Here is a 19,994-nt window from a genome sequence, read left to right as displayed (position 1 = left end):
GATAAGGTTGTATGGATTAACCCGCTGCCAGAAAACTATTGGGGAACAGGCGGTTCGCTAGGCATTACACGCGAATTGGTTGAGGATCATATGTACCCAATGAGTATCGAGGGTCTTGAATCAGCAATGAAGTACCTCAGTCGATAACAAGCCTGCCTCTGCCGCAATTGTAGAAATACGTAAATATTAACTGAACCTATTAACCAATTCACAGCGCGAAGTCTTCATGTTGGTAGACTTCGCGCTAGTCCCGTCTTTTTGGCGTTTATTCAAAAATCATATAGGTATCAGGTCCTTGAAGTTACTAGCTATAGTAGTGACTAGCTGTCTTCTGTTGAGTCAGGTAGTCCACGCGAATAGTGATCAGACTCAGAACAATCAAGATCTAAAGGCTGAGGCTAGTCAACTTAAACAATCGATTATCGAACTCAATCAAGAATTGCATGCACTTGAACAGGCAATGATTTATCCGCCAGAGGTTAAGTTCGGTGTATTTTTGAGTCTCGATGACAAAACTCGATTCAAACTAGATTCAATTGAATTGTTTGTCGATGATGCACTTATTTCAACTCACTTATATCAAAATAGCGACATACAAGCTCTGTTAAACGGTGGAGTGCAGCAGCTATATCTTGGCAGTGTTGCCCCAGGTCAGCATAAGCTTACCGCTAGCTTCAAGGGACAAGGAAGAAGTGGGGGATATTTCAAGCGTAAAAAATCATTGAAGTTCGATAAGACAAAAAACGCGAGATATATCGAACTTATCGTGTCGGAACGACCCGGTATTGGTGAGCCAGTGTTCAAAGTGAAGCAGTGGTAATTTGTAAGATATGACTGCCATTTTTAAGTTTGCTGTCGGATGCCTCCTCATGGGTTTCTCTACCTTTGGGTTTGCTCTTCCTGACGATCTACAAAAGCGGATGGTTCAATTTCACTTTGAGAGAGGTGATTACGCTAGCACCTTGTCGTCTATTTCTAAGGACGAATACAAGTCCTATCCCGTTATGACCGCAGTTGCTCAAACACAGTTGGGGCTAACACCTTCCTTTACGATCGATCAATTAAAGCAACATTTGAAAACGTCAGATACACCTGACGTGGATCGTCTTCGTATAGCCAACATGCTTTATAACCAAGATGACTGCCGCACTGCGGTAAGGTATTTAAAAGGTAAAGCACCGAAACTAAGTCCTTCATTACAATCTCTTCGGGCTTACTTGCGAGGACAATGCTTCATCGAGTTAGGGAAGAATAATTTTGCTGCTCAGTCGCTTAGTATTGCCTTAGAGGGTGAATTATCCGCAGTGGCTTATTACAACTTAGCGACTGATTATGCCTTTAATAGCCGAAACCCGAAACGTGCGTTAGTTTCTCTGCGTGTAGCCAGAGACATGACAAACAATGGCGAAAGCGCAAATGAGCTCACGAATAGAATCAATCTTGGCGCAGGGGCGCTTTATCTCAAGCACGATAAACCAGATATGGCGGTGCGATTTTTTGATGAAATGGATATCGGTTCTGCTTATGCGACACAAGGTCTTTATCTATCAGGTTTAGCGAAGGTAGAGTTGAAAGATTACCGTGCAGCCGTTCAAGTCTGGCAAGCTAATCTGCAACATAATCTTGCTGAACCAGGTGTTGCCGAGTCTTTACTTGCTCTTCCAAATGTACAAGCACAATCTGGTTATCAAACCCTAGCGCTAGAGTCGTATCTCGCCGCGAGTAAATTGCTGCAACAAGAGCGCGCGCAGCTAGCCAAACTAAAGAAGGCCTTAAAAAAATACGGAGCAATTGAAGTATTACTAAGGGAGAGTTCTCGAGAGGACTTGGCTTGGTTTCTAGGTAATAGTGGTGTTGGGAATACTATTAAAAATGGTTACCTTCGTTTCCTGTACGACGATGAACCATCCTTGTATTGGATGCAACTTTACTCTGATATGCGGTTATATGAGTCGAACTTGCAAGGATTCAGCGCCAAACTAAAGGCTTTGCGCACAAACTTAAAAGCACAGGGACGAGTAAATAACAGCACCGAATTAAACAAAGCAGCTCGAGAACTTACCAAGCGAATTCAAGCTGCACGCGACACGCTGAGTAAAATCGAGCAGCGACTTCCCCCTAACAGCACATCGAGAACATCAGATACACTGAGTGCTCTTGAAACTCGATTGGCGAGCTTGCCCCCAAGAGTAAACGACCGCAAGAAAGCGATACCTGAACATATACAAAGCATCGATAAAGCCTTGAAAAAAATTGACGCGCTGACCGTTAAGATTGCAGCACTTTATTCTAGAATCGATGGTGCATTCACTAATGACGCGAACAATGCCTTTGAACGTTTTGATGAGCGACTGCATAAGCATTACGAGCAAGCCGAACTTGGTTTTATACAAATACTAGAATCTCACGCCCGTCTGACTACAAAACGAACAAATCTGCTTGATGGGAGGTACCAATAGTGCCTTGGCTGATCGTTTGTGTGTCAATTCTTGCTTCTCTGAACTCAAGCTATCTTTTGGCAAATGAGAGTTTTACTGTCAATTTTGGCGAGTCTGCGAAAGCGGAGAAGATTGGTGATTTACGACCTCGTGTTTTAGCGCTCGATAAGAAACCGATTCCCGATGTCTCGGTTAAATATGTAATGAAACGCTATCGAAAGCTTTTCGAAACCGCGCAAAGTCCAGAAGTACGTATTGAAGCATTGAATCGCTTGAATAATTTGAGCGCGAGTTATGGCGTATCAGAGAAAGGTCTGACGGTAGATCCTTACGTTCACGCTGACGTCGTGCTCGATACCTATCAAAAGATTGTTGATTCTGGTGATACATATCAGCGCATGGATGAGTTGTTGTATCAGACAGCAAAAGCAACAGCATTTACGGGTGACATACTAGAATCGATCAAGCGATTAGAATTACTGGTTGGGCTATATCCAAATTCAAAACTCGCTGATGAAGCATTGCTGCGCTTAGCGGAGGGATATTTTGATTTGGCCGATTTTAATCGAGCACGCGACTACTACGCGAAGCTACTTAAAAAATCGAAAGCTCCAAGAATGCGAGCCTATTCTAATTACAAGTTGGCATGGGCTGAGTATCGCTTGGAAGATAATAATGACGCCCTCCAAAGGCTTAGTAACTTTTTTGATGCATTTCCTGGTATCTACTCAAGCTTGTTGACGACAGATTTGACGGTTATTCCTTTTCGGACTTCTAGCCATCGTGGGTTCGATATAGATCTTGATAAAAATATCCTTAGCGACGGTATGCGTTTACTTGCTTTACTCAACGAGCAGGGCGATTGGATGCGCAATATTTCGGAGACTGCGATTGCGCTAGGAGGACCTGAAAGGGAACCCATAGTATTAAGAGCCTTGGTGGATCACTACGCAAGTAAAAAACGTTACTTCGATGCGGCGAGTTTGATAGCGCAATACACTGATAATGCTACAACCGATCAGGAATTGTTTTTTTATAATTTAAAGGGCATCGAATTATATCAACAGGCTGATAGGAAAATCGAAGCTTGGAAGGCAAAAGCGGCGTTGGTACAGCGGTTTGGAATTCGTTCTGATTTTTGGAAAACGGCGCAGGCACGCGTAAAAGCAGATATCCGTCCCAGCCTTATTGATGTGACTGAAGAACTCGCTCATCTTAATTTTGTTCGAATGCAAGAGCGAAAAACGCGCGATCAAAGAATGTTGCGATCGGCAAAACAGGCAGCGAGTTACTATTTACAGCTATCAGCACTTGAGCAAATGAAAAATGGCGCTTCTGAGCAAAACCACGAAGCGACTTATTTGGCAGCGCAGGCATTACAGCGCGGCGGGCAGGCTAGCAAAGCATCAGACCTATATGAAAGGCTGGCCTACAATAACGCATCACTAGACTTTAAATCAGATGCGGCATATAGCGCATTGATCAGCTCAGAACAGGCTTTGCGCAAAACGCTTGGCCAAGATAATGCTATTAAATCGACACAATGGGCAGACAAGCAGTTTGAATTAGCAAACAAGTTCATTAGTACTTTCTCTCAAGATAAAAGAGCACCAGAAGTGGCGTTAGCGGTATCGAATTTTTATCAAAACCAACAACAGTTTGATGCGTTGATCACCTTCCTCACGGGGTTTGAGCGGTTTAGCGAAGCCTCTACAGAACAGCGGCTGACAGCTGAGCTGACAAGAGCTGGTGTTCTATACAATAAGGCCTTAGATGCTGATGGCTACACCTTTGCTGAGCGCGCTTATCGTAATGTGCTTTCTATTGCGGAGTCTGATCCCGAGTATGCGCTTAACACTAAACGAAAAATCGCTATCAACGCAGCCCTTGCTAATTCACTTTATCAGCAAGGTAAGAAGAGTGGTAAAAGTAAGCGCGCACTTGATGCATATCTTAAGGTCTATGAAGAGTTCCCTTCAGACCCGCTTGCACCTGACGCCTTATTCAATGCAGCGAGTATTGCGGGGAGCACAGAGGATTGGGATCAAGCGGTCCGAACTCATCGTCTGTTTCAAGTCATGTTTCCAAAACATGAACTTCAAGCTACCGGTTTAACGCAATTAATTTATGCCTTGGAGCAAGAGGCGCTTTATATCGATGCAGCAGAGTCTTTGTTCGCACAAGCCAAGCAACAGAAAGCAATTGATGCAGCGCTGTCAGCAGAATCCGCTTATAAAGCTGCGCGATATTTTTCTGAGAATAGCGTTAAAGAAAAAGCAACCGAAGCCTATGAGTGGGTGCTCAAAGAGCACCCTAAACGTTACGATATTGGCATAGAAGCATTAGCATTTATGTTTGAAACGTCAGAAGTGGAAAGTGCGCATGAAAAAGCGTACGCAGTGCGCATAGCGGAATACGTCGAAGATAACAAACTCGATACCTCACGTGCGTTGACGCTCGGCGCGCAAGCAAGCCTATTTTTGGCCGAACAACAAAAAGCCCGCTTTACCGACATGTCATTGTCGCAACCGTTTGCGAAATCCTTACGCACAAAAACCAAGCAGCTAGATCAATGTACAGTTGCGTATAAACGCGTTGTGCAGTTTGGTGTCGAGACCTACACAGAGGCGGCGCGATTTGCGATGGCGGATATATATCAGATTCTCGCGCATGACATTATGCTATCCGAGCGTCCGAAAGGTTTAAATGCTTTAGAGCAAGAGCAGTATGACATCCTATTGGAAGAGCAAGCCATTCCAATCGAAGATGAAGCGATTGCACTTCACGAGCTGAACATTAAGGCGAGTCCGAATCACGAACTCAGTGGTTGGGTTAAAGCAAGCTATGACGCGCTTCAAGAGTTAAATCCAGGTATGTACAAGCGGCCAGTAACCGGAGCAGATTATGCGACATTTGATTTTTAGTCTGTTTTTGATTGGATCAATTAGTGGGTGCGCGACGAAAGACGTCAGCCAGAATATTTCTGTTAAGCCACAGACTCCAGTTTCGATCTCGGATAAAGATAAAGCGAGCTTCATGGAATTGCAGTCGTTAATGCAGGCACAGCAATTCGAAAAGGCGCTAGTTCTGATTCAGAAATTGTTAGTTGATTACCCTTTACTGCCTGAGCTTCATGTGAATAAAGGTGTGGCCTTACTTAGACAATCTAAAACAAAAGAAGCGGTTGTAGAGTTTGAACGTGCGACTTCTATTAATGACGAACTAGCCCAAGCGCACAGCTTTCTTGGAGAAGCATTTTTAGCGCAAGGTCAAATTAAGCGCGCAGAGCAATCCTATCTCAAGGCATTAGCGCTAGCGCCAGATACCCTTTATGCCCATTACGGGTTAGGTGTTATATATGATTTGTACCTGTTTGATTTTGATAAAGCTGAGCGGCATTACTTGGCTTTCTTAGAAGGAGCAGACGGGCGAGCACAAGAAGATCAAATAAAACATGTAAAGTTGTGGGTTAGACTGCTCAAAAGGAAATCTGCATGAAGGGATTACACATTATTCAGTTTTGCTCTTTAGTGTTGATGCTATCCTACGCCAGCTTTACAACAGCTAATGACAAATCATCGGAACAGATTAAGACTATTTCAATCATTGGTAATTCTGAATTACCTAAAGTCGAATTAGCGCTGCCATGGAGAATATCTGGCTCAGCGGACCCAACTAAGATCGAATTAGACCCTGAGCCAATGCCTGACGTATTAAAGCCAATTTCGATGGATAAGCATAAGCGTAAAGTTTATTTTCACCATTACATCCAAATGCCAAAGTCATTTGGATCACAATAGATTTGAGTTGCTCTTAATCGATCGACAGATAACAAAAAAGGAGTAAGGTTTTTGGATACCGTAGTTAAGTTTTTTCAAGATGGCGGCATGTTCATGTATCCAATTGCGTGCATATTGCTATTCGGCTTCGCCATTACGGTTGAGCGATTTATTTTTCTAACGCGGGCGAAGTCAACAAATAGAAAAGTGTTTGAAAACGATTTGCTCCCCTTGCTTGTAAAGGGCGATTTCGTTGCGGCGGGTGCCAAAGCGCGTGAAGGAACGAGCGCAATCTCAACAATGCTTGATATCGGTTTAACGCGTTTTAATTCTGGACGATCTAGGGACGAAATTGAGTATGCGATGGAAGAATCGTTAATGGAGATCTTACCTCGCCTTGAGAAACGTACGCCGTTTCTCGCGATGCTCGCAAACGTCGCAACCTTGCTAGGTCTCTTGGGAACCATTATCGGTTTGATTGCGGCTTTCACAGCGGTTGCAAACGCGGACCCAGCGCAGAAAGCGACCTTGCTTTCGCAAAGTATCTCTGTCGCGATGAATACAACTGCGTTCGGTCTAATGGCTGCAATTCCGCTTTTGATGGTCCACTCGTATCTTCAGGCTAAAACGAATGAGATCGTTGATAGTTTCGAAATGGCGGGGATCAAAGTGCTTAACCTCTGTGCTTCAACGCAAAAATAGTTAGAGCATAGAAAGTACTTTCAGATGTCTTTAGTAGTCGCTCATCATAATTTGCCATGGTCGCAATCGCATTCAGAGCAGCGCGTCTTCTCTGTTGCGCTCATGCTTGGGTTAGTGCTTTTAATCGCTGCTGCCTGGTTTATTGATAATTATGAAGTGCCTGAACCTGATAGAGAGAGTCTCGAGCGCTTGCCGCCTCAATTGGCTCGTTTCGTAAAGAACGAAAAGCCAAAAGTTGCGCCAAAGCCTATACGTAAAAAGGAATTACCTAAACCGAAGGCTGAAGTTAAACCTAAGCCGGTAGCGAAGCCAAAACCTAAACTTGAGCCGAGGCCTGTTCCTAAGCAGAAGTCTAAGGAATCGATTAAAGCGCAACCCAAAAAACGAGTGGAAACCCAGAAGAGCACCGCGGAACAAATAAAACAGGCACGAGAAGTCGCAAGTAATAGTGGTTTGCTTGCTATGCAAAGCCAAATGGCAGCGCTATCGAGTTCGGTCGCCGCATCAGGCTTCTATTCTTCAGCGAAGCAAGTAAAAGCCGAGTCAGGGCCATTAAGTATCGGTTCACCGGATCAGTCTGTATTGAGCAAAACCTCGAACGCAACAGCTCAGTCGGAACAGCAAATCGATACACGCCAAGCAACATTGGACGATCAAGAATATTCAACGCTGCAAGTACGTGAAGAAGAAAAAGCCCTCGCACTCGCGGAGAAAAACGCAGGAAAGACGCGAGATATGGCTGAGGTGCAACTCGTTGTAGAGGGTGTTCGCTCAACATTCAATTTATTGTACAACCGGGCACTGAGAGACGCCCCATTCCTAGAAGGTGCGTTAACACTTAAAATAACTATTTTGTCTTCTGGATTAGTTTCTTCTGTCGAGGTGCTTGAAGACACGCTCGGTGACCCAAAACTCGTCGCCAAACTGGTTGCGCGAATGAAGCTGACTAATTTCGGGCCATCAAACGCACCAGAGTTGGTGCACGTTCTACCATTTAATTTCCAGCCTAGCTAAATCAACGTTAATTTTGCCTCATAATGGTGCGCACGGCGTGTCGTTACTACCTGATGCGCAATTTTAGTTCGCTTAACTGTCAGGTTGCTTTCCATCAGACCCTACGCTTAAACGCTTTGGCGCATCAAAGACCATTTGGTATGCATCATGCACTAGTTACGATACGTGATACGCAACAAGTGAACGGATCGAGATCATCGTGCAAGTGATAGATAAATTCTTAGAAGAAGAGCGTCTGCCAAAAAGTTTTAGAAACACAGCCTCGCGATACTTCGATCCCGTTGTAGATGCTTTGCTACGCTATCGGGCGCCCATGAAAGAACCTGTGTTTATTGGGCTAGTTGGTTGCCAAGGGTCAGGCAAATCAACCCTTTGTAAGTATTTTGCCAATTCATTAAAGGAGCAGGGTGCGAAAGTCGTTAGTTTGTCACTCGACGATTTTTATCTTGGAAAACTGGATCGTAAGCATCTTGCTTTAAGTGTCCATCCTCTGTTTGCAACGCGCGGTGTACCATGTACACACGACGTATCTAGGATTCGGGAAGTTCTTGAAGCCCTTCGAGAAAATACAGGGGAAATCAAACTGCCAGCGTTTAATAAGGCGACCGACGATGTAGTCCCTGCTGAAAACGAAATCGTCGTTGCAACTAACCCAGATTTTGTAATTTTTGAAGGCTGGTGTTGGGGCGTTGAAGCCGTTGATGAAGCCTTACTAGATGCACCATGTAACGCGCTAGAGGAAATTGAAGATCCTGAACGAATATGGCGTTTAGAAGTTAATCGTGCATTGCGTCAAAGTTATGAGCCGCTGTATCGCTTTTTTGATCTGTGGTGTTTTTTAAAAGCGCCGTCTTTTGCTTCTGTTTACGAATGGCGACTACAACAAGAGAAGAAATTAATAGACACGCTCAAGCCAGAAGATGCTGCTGATGGAATTCTTGATGAGAAAAGTTTGAAGCGTTTCATTGCACATTATGAACGTCTGACTGAGCGTTTGTTAGATACATTTTCTACCCGAGCCGACATCGTTTGGGAGCTTGGGGGCGACAGGCATGTCCAACACATGCGCGTACAGGGAGAAGTCGCTAAAAAAGGATTTGAATTATGCGGCCATTAAACGACATCTTAATCTTTACGGATTTAGATGGCACCTTACTAGACCACGAAACGTATAGTTACAAAGCTGCGCAAGGCGCAATCACGGTGCTTCGCGAACGCAACGCTCACATTATTCCTGTTACAAGTAAAACGCGCGCTGAAGTGATGATCTTGAGGGCTTCACTGGAATTAAACACTCCGTTTGTTGTAGAGAACGGCGCGGCCGTTTTCATTCCTAAATCTCAATTTGAGTTTAATCACGACTCACTCTTAGATTGCGATGAATTTTGGTGCAAGGCTTTTGGCCTCCCAAGAGAGCAACATCAAGACCTGATGAGTAAGCTTTCACGCGAGCTTCAAGATTGTTGTATGACGTTTGGGATGCTTGGAAACAAGCAAATAGCGGAAGTAACCGGTCTGAGTCTAGATCATGCTGCGTTAGCGAATCAAAGAGAATATTCTGATCCTATTTTATGGCAGGGGTCAGATGTCCAAAAGAGTCAACTTCGCAAAGAAGTAGAAGGGCTTGGCTATAGAATTCAAGAGGGTGGGCGCTTTCTACATATCACAAACGGATATGACAAAGGAAAGGCTTTAGTTTGGCTAAAACAACAATATATTTGCAACAACGCAAACACACCTTTCAGAGCCATTGCGCTCGGCGACAGTGACAATGATATAGACATGTTAGAGGCCGCCGATCAGGCAATAGTAATCAAGAATCCTAATAAACCGACGCTGATGCTTCCGTCAGACATTAATGAAATCAGAAGTGCAAGTGCAGGGCCTAAAGGTTGGGCTGAAAGTTTGAGTAGCTTTTTAGACTTAGATCTAGGTGAGCCCTCATTGTAAATAATAACCAGCAGACATAGAGCTTAAGCGAGTAAAAAATGGCTGACTTTTATCAAAATGGCATCATAACAACGTTACATAATCTAAGCTGTCGGTCGTATGAAGACCTCGAGAGGGAGCTGGAAGATTTTGCAACAAAACGTCCGATGGGGCTGATCTTGCCGTCTCTATTTTCTGAGTTAGAAGGGGATGCGCTACCCAAAATTATCGATTTACTTAGCGAGGTGAAGTACATCGGTGAAATTGTGATTGGTTTAGATCGCGCTAGCCTTGATCAGTATAAATACGCTTTAGGTTTTTTCTCAAAATTGCCACAACGTCATCGCGTGCTTTGGAACGATGGACCGCGATTACGTCAACTCGACGACGAGCTGCAGGCCCTCGGTGTTGCGCCTAAAGAAGCAGGTAAGGGCAGAAATGTATGGTATTGCATGGGCTATACCTTAGCGTCGAACCGATCAGAATCGGTTGCCCTGCATGACTGTGATATCGTCACCTATGATAAAGAACTTTTAGCGCGCTTAATCTACCCAGTTGCCAATCCGCATTACAATTATGAGTTCTGTAAGGGCTACTATTCTCGAGTCGCTAATGGAAAAATGAACGGACGTGTCAGTCGTTTGTTAGTGACACCATTATTACGATCTTTCAAAAGCGTTATTGGATATCGTGATTACTTAGAGTACATGGATAGCTTTCGTTATCCATTAGCTGGCGAGTTTTCGTTCCGTATCGATGTCTTAAAAGATATTCGAATTCCAAGTGATTGGGGCTTAGAGATTGGGGTGCTTTCAGAGATGTACCGCAACTATGCGCACAACCGTCTTTGCCAAGTTGATATCGCACACATATACGACCATAAACATCAGGATCTGTCTTTACACGATGAAACAGGCGGCTTGTCAAAAATGTCTATCGATATTACCAAGGCACTCTTCAGAAAACTCGCGACGCAAGGCGAAACATTTACAACAGAGACGATACGCTCCTTGAAAGCGACGTATTACCGGATTGCGCTTGATTTTATTGAAACCTACTACAATGACGCGATGATGAATGGTCTTAAGTTAGACGTTCACCAAGAGGAAAAAGCAGTCGAGATGTTTGCCTCAAATATCATGAAGGCAGGACAGCACTTTTTAGATAACCCGATGGAGCGCCCCTTTATCGCGAGTTGGAACCGGGTAATTAGTGCGATGCCAGATGTGCTTGAACGACTCAAGGATGCGGTTGAGAAGGACAACGAAGAATTTGGTTTATAGAAGTAAGGTTCGAATATGAATGATGTCTTGCAGAAACTTGATGCAAAACTCAGTGATCAGCTCGAGTTCATTTATGGCCCCTTGTTGTCGGGCACTGATATTGACGCGTTAAAGCGATCTCTCTTGCAAACAATGAATCTGGTTGATGAGCAGGGTGTGTTTTTGGGAGCGGAAACATCACCAAAACCGTACACCAATCATTGGAGCGAAAAAGATGCCATCCTCATAACCTATGGGGATAGCGTGTCAGAAGGAGCTTCGGTGCTTGCTTCGCATAAGCAGAAGCCGCTCGAGAGTTTGGGCTATTTTTTAGATAAGTACTGCAAAGATATATTCAATTCCGTACATATACTTCCATTTTATCCTTACAGTTCTGATGACGGTTTCTCGGTTATTAACTATGTCGAAGTGAATGATTCGCTTGGGGATTGGGGGCATGTGCAGTCGTTATCGCAACGTTATCGCCTTATGGCCGATGTGGTCATCAATCACTGTTCGGCTCGAAGCCAATGGTATGGTAATTTCATAAAGGGACAGGGCGAAGGGAATGACTACTTCTTTACGAGCGATCCTGCGCTGGACCATTCTCAAGTTGTTCGACCTAGAACATCGTCGTTGCTTAAAGAACAAGAAACGGCAGACGGAACAAAATATGTCTGGTGTACGTTTAGTCATGATCAAATCGATTTTGATTTTCGAAACCCTAAGGTTTTAATCGAGTTTGCGAAAATACTTAACTTCTATCTAGATCAAGGGATTCGCATATTCCGTTTCGATGCGATCGCATTTCTTTGGAAGAAGGCGGCAACATCTTCGCTTAATTTGCCTGAAACCCACGAAATCGTTCGTTTGCTCAGGACTTTGATCGAGCATAAGTGCCATGACGCAGTCATTATCACGGAAACGAACATTCCTAATAGAGAAAACCTTTCGTATTTCGGAAACGCGAACGAAGCGCATTGTGTCTACAACTTCTCATTGCCACCTTTGCTCGTGAACACCTTAATTACTGGGTCTAGTCATTATCTTAAGCAATGGATGATGAGCATGCCGCCTGCCCAGAACGGTACCGCATACTTTAACTTTATTGCCTCGCACGATGGTATTGGACTTCGTCCTGCTGAGGGTTTGTTATCCGATACTGAGATCAATACTTTTGTAAGCACCATGTTAGGCTTTGGTGGTAGGGTCTCTATGCGGGCGTTGGAGAATAATCAGAATAAGCCCTATGAAGTGAACATCTCTTTGTTTGATGCATTGCAAGGTACAACGAAAGGGCCTGACAAGTGGGGTGTGAAACGTTTTGTTTGTGCGCATGCATTAATGTTGGGCTTAGAAGGGATTCCGGGGATTTATATCCATAGTCTGGTAGGTACTCGAAACGATTATCAGAAACTAGAACACACCAAACACAATCGTTCGATTAATCGTCATCGATGGGAATTGAGTGAGCTTGAGTCAGAATTGGCCAATGAATCGAGCACACATTCGAAGATATATCATCAAATTTCAAAGATGCTTGAGATTAGAACCAAACAAGCGGCTTTCCATCCAAACGCAACGCAGTTTACCTTGCATTTAGGGGAGTCAATTTTCGGTTACTGGAGGCAAAGTACGGATCGACGCCAAAATATATTCTGTATCTATAACATCTCAGATACAGAGCAAGACATTCATTTAAGCGAATTGAATATTACGGAGTTTGATAGTTGGGTCGATTTGCTCTCAGGTACTGTGATTACTGATATCGACGGTGTTGTAAATATGCGTCCCTACGATGCCTTATGGATTAGCAACCAAAATAGTTAAGGCTTATTTTTCTATATAAATTAGCTGCTTAGTGCAAGATTTGATGACACTGCTATAGTTATAAGAATAGTTATTTTAAAGTGCGAATCCATGAAGTATCTACAGAGTTTTAGTAAGCAGCTACGCTTCTTCCGTGAAACACATAAGCTGAGCTTGTCTGATATTGCGAATCTATGCTCGGTTGATGACTCAGTCGTAAAGGCATGGGAAGATTCAAATGCTCAGGTGTTCCCGAGTTTAGAGAACCTACTCGATATTTGTTTTAAAACAGGCGCATCTTTAGAGTACTTTTTAGATGTTCCAAGCGCGCACCAATTTCCACAACTCGATTTGCCCGGCATTGATGAGCCTGAATTTTCAGACCTAAGTGATTCATTGAATGAGTTAGATAAACACTTGGATGACGCTCTTCCCAAACAGCAAGAGTTGGCGTTGATAAAACGCTTTCGAAAAAGCGACCCTCAAAACCAAGAGTTAATACTTCAACTCATGGGCTTATAAGACAAAAGGCAGCCAATTGGCTGCCTTTTGTCTATAGAGATATTTAGCTTACTCTGGCGTATATACGTTTTCGTATACGTAGTTCGTAGCCTTTACAAATCCATCTACACTGCCGCAATCGAAGCGCTGACCTTTGAATTTATACGCAAGCACGCAGCCTTTCTTAGCTTGTGTCATAAGTGCGTCGGTAATCTGAACCTCTCCGTTTTTACCTGGAGGTGTTTGTTCGATAATGTCGAAAATGTCCGGCGTAAGAATGTAGCGGCCAATAATAGCGAGGTTGCTTGGTGCATCTTCTGGTGCTGGTTTCTCAACCATGTCAGTAATGCGATACAAGCCATCTTTCATTGATTCGCCTGCGATGACGCCGTATTTGTGAGTTTGATCTGCTGGCACTTCTTGAATTGCAACGATGCTACAACGGAACTGGTTATACAACTCAGACATCTGTTTTAGTACACCGTTTCCTGGTGCATCGCCAACGCACAGGTCGTCAGCAAGTAATACTGCGAAAGGATTATCGCCGACCAATGGCTTACCTGACAAAATCGCATGGCCAAGGCCTTTCATATGGTGCTGACGTGTAAACGAGAAAGTATTGTTCTCGATAAGCCCTCGAATATCAGAAAGCATTGCTTCCTTTCCTGAACCCTGAATTTGATGCTCTAGCTCATAGCTAATGTCGAAATGGTCCGCAATTGCGCGCTTGCCGCGACCTGTTACGAAACCAAAGTTATCCATACCGGCTTCCTGCGCTTCCTCAACACCGTATTGGACGAGAGGTTTGTTAACAAGAGGAAGCATTTCTTTTGGCATTGCTTTTGTCGCTGGTAGAAAGCGTGTGCCATAACCCGCAACAGGGAATAAGCAGTTTTTGATCATTGTCGTTGTTGTCCTAAATATACAAGGTCTAGTTATAGATATTGAATGACCTGATTTGAAGCAAAAGTTCGGCCACAAATATGCCACAACCCATGCTTTTATATAAGCGTTGATTTTTACAATTTGAGTATTGTTGTCGAAATTTAGAAAGAAAAAAGGCTTACCTAAAGTAAGCCTTTTGTAATGACCGCTAGTTGGTGATTAGCCGCACTTACTGTCGCCGCAGTTTAGGCAGGTTGCACAACCGTCCATGATAATCACAGCCTTGGTATTGCACTTCTTACATAGCTGTGCTGTATCTGGGAATGGGCTTGGTTCTTCCTTAGCAGAGCTTTCTGCGGTATTAGCTTTAGCTGCTTGCTCAAATTCAGCACGTTTCTCAGCTAAAATCTGCTTCGTCGTATCGCTCATTTCTTCCGATTCGATAAGACCAATGCTCTTCATATGCTTTTCGATCACAGCGCCAATCTCAGCAACAAGCGATGGCATGAACACGCCACCTTTCTTGTAGTAACCGCCATTCGGGTCGTACACAGAAGATAACTCTTCTACCAAGAATGTAATGTCACCACCTTTACGGAAAACAGCTGAAATAACGCGCGTTAAAGCAATAACCCATTGGAAGTGCTCCATCGACTTAGAGTTGATGAACACTTCATATGGACGGCGCACTTCATGATCGGTATCTTCATTCAAAATGATGTCATTGATCGTGATGTAAAGTGCGTGCTCATCTACAGGTGTTTTTACCTTATACGTAGAGCCTAAAAGAAAATCAGGACGTTCGATCTTCTCATTCATCTCAATCGGCTTAGGCCGTTGCTCGACTTCGGCCTCTTTAATGGCTGCCGATGCGTCGGTATGAACTTGATAGCCTACGATTTTTTTCTCGATTTTAATTGCCATTGTCATATTCCTTTTTCTTATTCACTCGCTATAAGCGGGCGAATCTTGATCAGTATTTACCGTAGGTGCCTTCTTTAAGTGCGTCGAATAGATTCGCAGCGGTGTGGATTTCACCGTCGTATTCAATCTCTTCGTTGCCTTTCACTTTTACGGTTGTTCCGTCATCCAATGTAAATTCGTATAAGGTGTTCTCAAGATCTTGCTCTTTCACCAAAACGCCCTGGAATGCTTCAGGATTGAAACGGAATGTTGTACAGCCTTTTAAGCCCTGCTCATAGGCGTACATGTAAATATCTTTAAATTCTTCATATGGGAACTCTGTAGGAACGTTCGCCGTTTTAGAGATCGAAGAATCTACCCACTTCTGTGCTGCCGCTTGAATATCGACATGCTGCTTTGGCGTTACTTCATCTGCCGCGATGAAATAATCAGGCAATGCGTTGTCAGGGTTATCACTAAATGGCATTGCATCTGGATTGACCTGATTTCTGTAAGCAAGCAATTCGAATGAATAAACATCTACCTTTTCTTTAGTCTTCTTACCTTCGCGAATAATGTTACGAGAGTAGTGGTGAGCAAAGCTTGGCTCGATACCGTTACTTGCGTTGTTCGCAAGAGACAAAGAAATAGTTCCCGTCGGTGCAATCGAAGTATGGTGTGTAAAACGTGCACCTTGCTCAGCAAGCTGATCGACTAATTCTGGCTCGTAATCAGCAATACGTTGCATGTAACGGCTATATTTTGCGTGAAGAACTTTACCTTTCACTGTATCGCCTATGGAGTAACCGTCCGCGCTCAGCTCTGGGCGTTCGCGTAGTATTTCGGCAGTCACTGCGAACTCTTCTTCCATGATTGGCGCTGGCCCTTTCTCTTTACTTAGTTCAAGACCTTGTCTCCAGCCTTCAAGAGCCATTTCGCGGTTCACTTTCTCAGTGAACTCAACAGACTCAGGCGAACCATATGGCATTTTCATCATGGTTAATGTAGAACCAAGACCCAAAATGCCCATGCCATGGCGACGCTTAAAGTTAATCTCGTTGCGTTGCCCCATTAAAGGCAGGCCATTTATCTCAACAACGTTGTCGAGCATACGCGTGAAGATAGCAACTGCCTTACGGTACTTCTTGAAGTTAAATGAAGCCTTGTCAGTGAATGGCTTTTCAACGAAAGACGTTAGATTGACAGAACCAAGCAAGCAGCTGCCATAAGGTGGCAATGGTTGTTCGCCACAGGGGTTAGTTGCACGAATGTTTTCACAGAACCAGTTGTTGTTCATCTCATTAACTTTGTCGATCAGGATGAAGCCTGGCTCAGCAAAATCGTAAGTAGAATTCATAATAGAATCCCAAATCGTACGCGCTTTAACAGTGTTATAAACACGACAACCGATTAAACCTTCTTGGTTTGCGACGTACCCAGATTTAACAGGGAATGAACGGAATACAAACTGCTCAGTGTCAGTAAGGTCTAGATTCTCTTCAGCAACTTCTTCTGCTGTAACTGGGAAAGAAAGTCTCCAGTCAGCATCGTCTTTTACTGCTTTAATGAAGTCTTCAGTGATCAATAGTGACAAGTTGAATTGACGAAGACGACCGTCTTCACGTTTAGCTTTAATGAAGTCCAAAACATCAGGATGGTGTACATCGAAAGTCGCCATTTGTGCGCCACGTCGACCACCTGCTGATGATACTGTAAAACACATCTTGTCGAAGATATCCATGAACGACAATGGGCCAGAGGTGGTCGCACCTGCACCAGCAACATAAGCACCTTTAGGGCGTAAAGTAGAAAACTCATATCCGATGCCACAGCCGGCTTTTAGTGTTAAGCCTGCTTCGTGGTTTTTAAGTAGGATATCGTCCATTGAGTCATAGACTGTGCCTGAAACGGTACAGTTAATGGTGGAAGTTGCAGGCTTATGTTCGCCAGCGCCTGCATTCGACATAATGCGGCCTGCGGGAATGACGCCAGTTTCTAATGCCCATTTAAAATCTGCATATACCTGCTCGCGCTTTTCCTCTGGTTCTACAGAAGATAGAGCACGGGCCACACGTTCATAAGTTTCAGCGATTGTTTTATCAACAGCCTCGCCAGACTTTGTTTTCAGCTGGTATTTAGTGTGCCAAATGTCTACCGACGCATCTTGCATCGGGAGTGGAGAAATGAGCGGTTCGACCTTAGCGTTCATTTATGAAACCTCGTGGACGTTCTAAATGACAGACACTCTTCCTTAAGTGAGCTATCACATTAAAATGTTTTATTGGCTGCCTTACCTGAGCAACCCCTATATTTAGTGGTGGCAGAAATGTTCTCTTTCTGCTCACGTATAACCTTTAAAGCCAAGACAACTAAGCGATTACGAGGGTTCAAAGGTACAGCTATTCGTTTAGTTACGCCTGATGACGGGATAGAAGATGTATCCCTATATATAGTATTATGAATTGTTGGTTTACTATATGTAGCGTACTTGCGAAGAAGTATAACAGCATATAGTGGTATGTGAAGATTCTCTTGTGTCTTTTTTTGATGAAAAAACCTTAAATATTTATTGACTTTTGTAGGGCTTATTTTGGTGCGGCTTAGACGTTAAGTGGGCACTGCCGTGCACCAAATTGGATTAAAAAGTAGTAGGAATGGTTAGCCTTTTATAACCATATATAGTGTATGGGTGTTTGTTGTAAATGGCGAGCTTGGTGCTCGCTGACTACCAATTGCACAATATGCCGTTATAATGCGCCGCTCTTATTAAACGCGCCAGTTTTACGTTCTGGTCGCTGAACACAGGAACATGTATATGTCTGACATCACCGTATGTGCCATGTATCGATTCGTCGACTTGCCAAACTACAAAGAACTTCGCCAGCCCTTACTAGATAAAATGCTAGAAAACGATGTACGCGGTACATTATTGCTAGCAAGCGAGGGAATCAACGGCACGGTATCTGGCACCGAAGCATCCATTGAAACCTTATTAACTTGGTTTAAAGCTATCCCCGAGTTTGCAGATATTGATTACAAGCTTTCGTTTGATGAATCTCAACCGTTTTACCGCACCAAGGTGAAACTTAAAAAAGAAATTGTCACGATGGGGGTAGAGGGTATCGATCCTAAAAAAGTTGTTGGCACATACGTCAAACCTAAAGACTGGAATGCGCTTATTTCTAATCCTGAAGTTGTACTGATTGATACGCGTAATGATTATGAGTATGAGATTGGTACGTTTGAGGGTGCCGTAAACCCTAAAACTGATACCTTTAGAGAATTCCCGGCTTATGTTGATGAACATTTAGATCCTGCTAAGCATAAAAAAGTCGCTATGTTCTGTACGGGCGGCATTCGTTGCGAAAAATCGACAGCTTTCCTAAAAGAAAAGGGCTTTGATGAGGTTTATCATCTAGAGGGTGGCATCCTTAAATATCTGGAAGAAGTCCCTAAAGAAGATACGATGTGGGAAGGCGATTGCTTCGTGTTTGATAATCGTGTTGCGGTTGATCATGATCTAAACAAAAGCGCTTATGATCAGTGCCACGCATGTCGACTTCCAATTACTGCCGAAGATATGGAACACGAACACTACAAAAAAGGTGTGAGTTGTCCTAAGTGTTTTGGCAAACACACGCCTAGCCAGATCAAACGATTCGAAGAACGTCAAAAACAGATTGACTTAGCGCGCGCACGTGGCCAAGGCCATATTGGTAGTGAAGCAACTGAAGCTATTGCTCAAAATCGTGATAAGAAAGTCGCGGCGATTAAAGCGCAGCAAGAAGCGCAGTAATACATCTGATAAAAGTAGCGTGAACGGTGTCGTTTGCGCTACTTCAACTCAATCTTTTTCTCTTTGCATCTCGCACAGCGCATAACTGTGACAAGCCTCCCTTGCTTAACGTCAAACTGGTTCTCTTTTTCGACCACCCATTTGTGAAAGCCATGCTTACAAAGGCTTTTTCCTTTATGCTTCGCTTTGAGCGAAGGTCTTTTAAACTGAACAACGTCTCCCATAGTTTTCCTCGCGAACAATAAATCAAAGCAGCAAATAAGAATTAGACGGATGCTACCAAAAGGATACCGTAAACGATACAGCCTTACTTTCATCGGAAGCTTGTTGCTGCATAGCTCCGTTGCGACCTATCTTATCTATAATCCTGTCGATTTTACGGAAGAAGTGCAGGACAAATCTGTAACTGTTCAGCTGAAGAAAGATGAACCGAAGTCGGACAAGAAAGAAGCCGAGAAGAAAGAGGCTGAGAAGAAGGAATCCAAGAAGAAGGAATCCAAGAAGAAGGAAGCCGAGAAGAAGGAAGCCGAGAAGAAGGAAGCCGAGAAGAAGGAAGCTGAGAAGAAAGAAGCCGAGAAGAAAGAAGCCGAGAAGAAGGAAGCCGAGAAGAAAGAAGCTGAGAAGAAAGAAGAGAAGAAGAAAGAAGAGAAGAAGAAAGAAGAGAAGAAGAAAGAAGCTGAGAAGAAAGATAAGGATCCATTGGAAGAGGTTTACTCTGTCGACAAAAATAACGACGACGGCTCTTTCGGCAACAAAGAGACTGGGTTGGGTGGCTTTGGGGACAAGCCGAATGATCCAAGTAAATCCAAAAACGTAAACAAAGATAAGCAAGAACAAGCCAAGAAAGCAGAACAAGCCAAGAAAGCAGAACAAGCCAAGAAAGCAGAACAAGCCAAGAAAGNAGAACAAGCCAAGAAAGCAGAACAAGCCAAGAAAGCAGAACAAGCCAAGAAAGCAGAACAAGCCAAGAAAGCAG

The 19,994-nt window shown here is 43.7% G+C and carries 16 protein-coding genes; 13 read left to right on the top strand and 3 right to left on the bottom strand.

What is annotated here, in order from left to right; translation table 11 throughout:
- Window positions 1–334: 334 nt before the first annotated feature.
- The 12 genes from A3739_RS18700 to A3739_RS18645 all read left to right on the top strand — a co-directional run bounded on the left by A3739_RS18700 (window position 335) and on the right by A3739_RS18645 (window position 13,455).
- Complete coding sequence (locus tag A3739_RS18700; RefSeq protein WP_156502687.1) at window positions 335–820, top strand: AraC family transcriptional regulator; 486 nt, start codon at window positions 335–337, stop codon at window positions 818–820.
- Window positions 821–869: 49 nt separating this feature from the next.
- The gene (locus tag A3739_RS18695; protein WP_156502686.1) at window positions 870–2,459 is read left to right on the top strand and encodes a hypothetical protein; all 1,590 of its coding nucleotides are present in this window, start codon (window positions 870–872) and stop codon (window positions 2,457–2,459) included.
- Window positions 2,459–5,362 carry a tol-pal system YbgF family protein gene (locus A3739_RS18690; RefSeq protein ID WP_068479709.1) on the top strand — a complete coding sequence of 968 codons (2,904 nt, stop codon included), beginning with the start codon at window positions 2,459–2,461 and terminating at the stop codon, window positions 5,360–5,362. Before A3739_RS18695 ends, A3739_RS18690 begins: the two co-directional genes overlap by 1 nt.
- Window positions 5,343–5,936 carry a tetratricopeptide repeat protein gene (locus A3739_RS18685; RefSeq protein WP_068479711.1) on the top strand — a complete coding sequence of 198 codons (594 nt, stop codon included), beginning with the start codon at window positions 5,343–5,345 and terminating at the stop codon, window positions 5,934–5,936. Before A3739_RS18690 ends, A3739_RS18685 begins: the two co-directional genes overlap by 20 nt.
- Window positions 5,933–6,238, top strand: a complete 306-nt coding sequence (locus A3739_RS18680) for a hypothetical protein (protein ID WP_068479713.1) — start codon at window positions 5,933–5,935, stop codon at window positions 6,236–6,238. The genes A3739_RS18685 and A3739_RS18680 overlap by 4 nt, the downstream gene beginning before the upstream one ends.
- Window positions 6,239–6,289: 51 nt before the next feature.
- Window positions 6,290–6,919, top strand: a complete 630-nt coding sequence (locus tag A3739_RS18675) for a MotA/TolQ/ExbB proton channel family protein (RefSeq protein ID WP_068479715.1) — start codon at window positions 6,290–6,292, stop codon at window positions 6,917–6,919.
- A 24-nt stretch (window positions 6,920–6,943) separates the two neighbouring features.
- Window positions 6,944–7,933, top strand: coding sequence for an AgmX/PglI C-terminal domain-containing protein (locus tag A3739_RS18670; protein WP_068479717.1), 990 nt, complete (start codon window positions 6,944–6,946; stop codon window positions 7,931–7,933).
- A gap of 199 nt (window positions 7,934–8,132) precedes the next feature.
- Complete coding sequence (locus tag A3739_RS18665) at window positions 8,133–9,050, top strand: zeta toxin family protein (RefSeq protein WP_082878490.1); 918 nt, start codon at window positions 8,133–8,135, stop codon at window positions 9,048–9,050.
- Window positions 9,038–9,883 carry a mannosyl-3-phosphoglycerate phosphatase gene (locus tag A3739_RS18660; protein WP_068479719.1) on the top strand — a complete coding sequence of 282 codons (846 nt, stop codon included), beginning with the start codon at window positions 9,038–9,040 and terminating at the stop codon, window positions 9,881–9,883. The genes A3739_RS18665 and A3739_RS18660 overlap by 13 nt, the downstream gene beginning before the upstream one ends.
- Before the next feature lie 38 nt (window positions 9,884–9,921).
- The gene (locus A3739_RS18655; RefSeq protein ID WP_068479721.1) at window positions 9,922–11,145 is read left to right on the top strand and encodes a glycosyl transferase; all 1,224 of its coding nucleotides are present in this window, start codon (window positions 9,922–9,924) and stop codon (window positions 11,143–11,145) included.
- Window positions 11,146–11,160: 15 nt separating this feature from the next.
- Entirely contained in the window at window positions 11,161–12,954 is a 1,794-nt protein-coding gene (locus A3739_RS18650) for a sugar phosphorylase (RefSeq protein WP_068479724.1), read from the top strand.
- A 90-nt stretch (window positions 12,955–13,044) separates the two neighbouring features.
- The gene (locus A3739_RS18645; RefSeq protein WP_068477510.1) at window positions 13,045–13,455 is read left to right on the top strand and encodes a helix-turn-helix domain-containing protein; all 411 of its coding nucleotides are present in this window, start codon (window positions 13,045–13,047) and stop codon (window positions 13,453–13,455) included.
- Window positions 13,456–13,503: 48 nt separating this feature from the next.
- Here the strand turns inward: A3739_RS18645 and galU are convergent, their stop codons facing one another.
- The 3 genes from galU to A3739_RS18630 all read right to left on the bottom strand — a co-directional run bounded on the left by galU (window position 13,504) and on the right by A3739_RS18630 (window position 17,431).
- Window positions 13,504–14,337, bottom strand: coding sequence for a UTP--glucose-1-phosphate uridylyltransferase GalU (gene galU / locus A3739_RS18640; protein WP_068479727.1), 834 nt, complete (start codon window positions 14,335–14,337; stop codon window positions 13,504–13,506).
- A gap of 201 nt (window positions 14,338–14,538) precedes the next feature.
- Window positions 14,539–15,243 (bottom strand): NrdJb, encoded by a 705-nt coding sequence (locus A3739_RS18635; protein ID WP_068479728.1) that lies wholly within the window; start codon window positions 15,241–15,243, stop codon window positions 14,539–14,541.
- A 49-nt stretch (window positions 15,244–15,292) separates the two neighbouring features.
- The gene (locus tag A3739_RS18630; RefSeq protein WP_068479730.1) at window positions 15,293–17,431 is read right to left on the bottom strand and encodes an adenosylcobalamin-dependent ribonucleoside-diphosphate reductase; all 2,139 of its coding nucleotides are present in this window, start codon (window positions 17,429–17,431) and stop codon (window positions 15,293–15,295) included.
- Between the two features lie 606 nt (window positions 17,432–18,037).
- On the opposite strand from A3739_RS18630, the gene A3739_RS18625 reads away from it, so the two are divergent.
- Complete coding sequence (locus tag A3739_RS18625; protein ID WP_068479732.1) at window positions 18,038–19,018, top strand: rhodanese-related sulfurtransferase; 981 nt, start codon at window positions 18,038–18,040, stop codon at window positions 19,016–19,018.
- The last annotated feature ends 976 nt before the right edge of the window (window positions 19,019–19,994 follow it).

It is taken from the genome of Oleiphilus sp. HI0067 (assembly GCF_001635735.1).
Note: the sequence above shows the minus strand (reverse complement) of the source record. Positions and strands in the feature narration are given on the sequence as shown.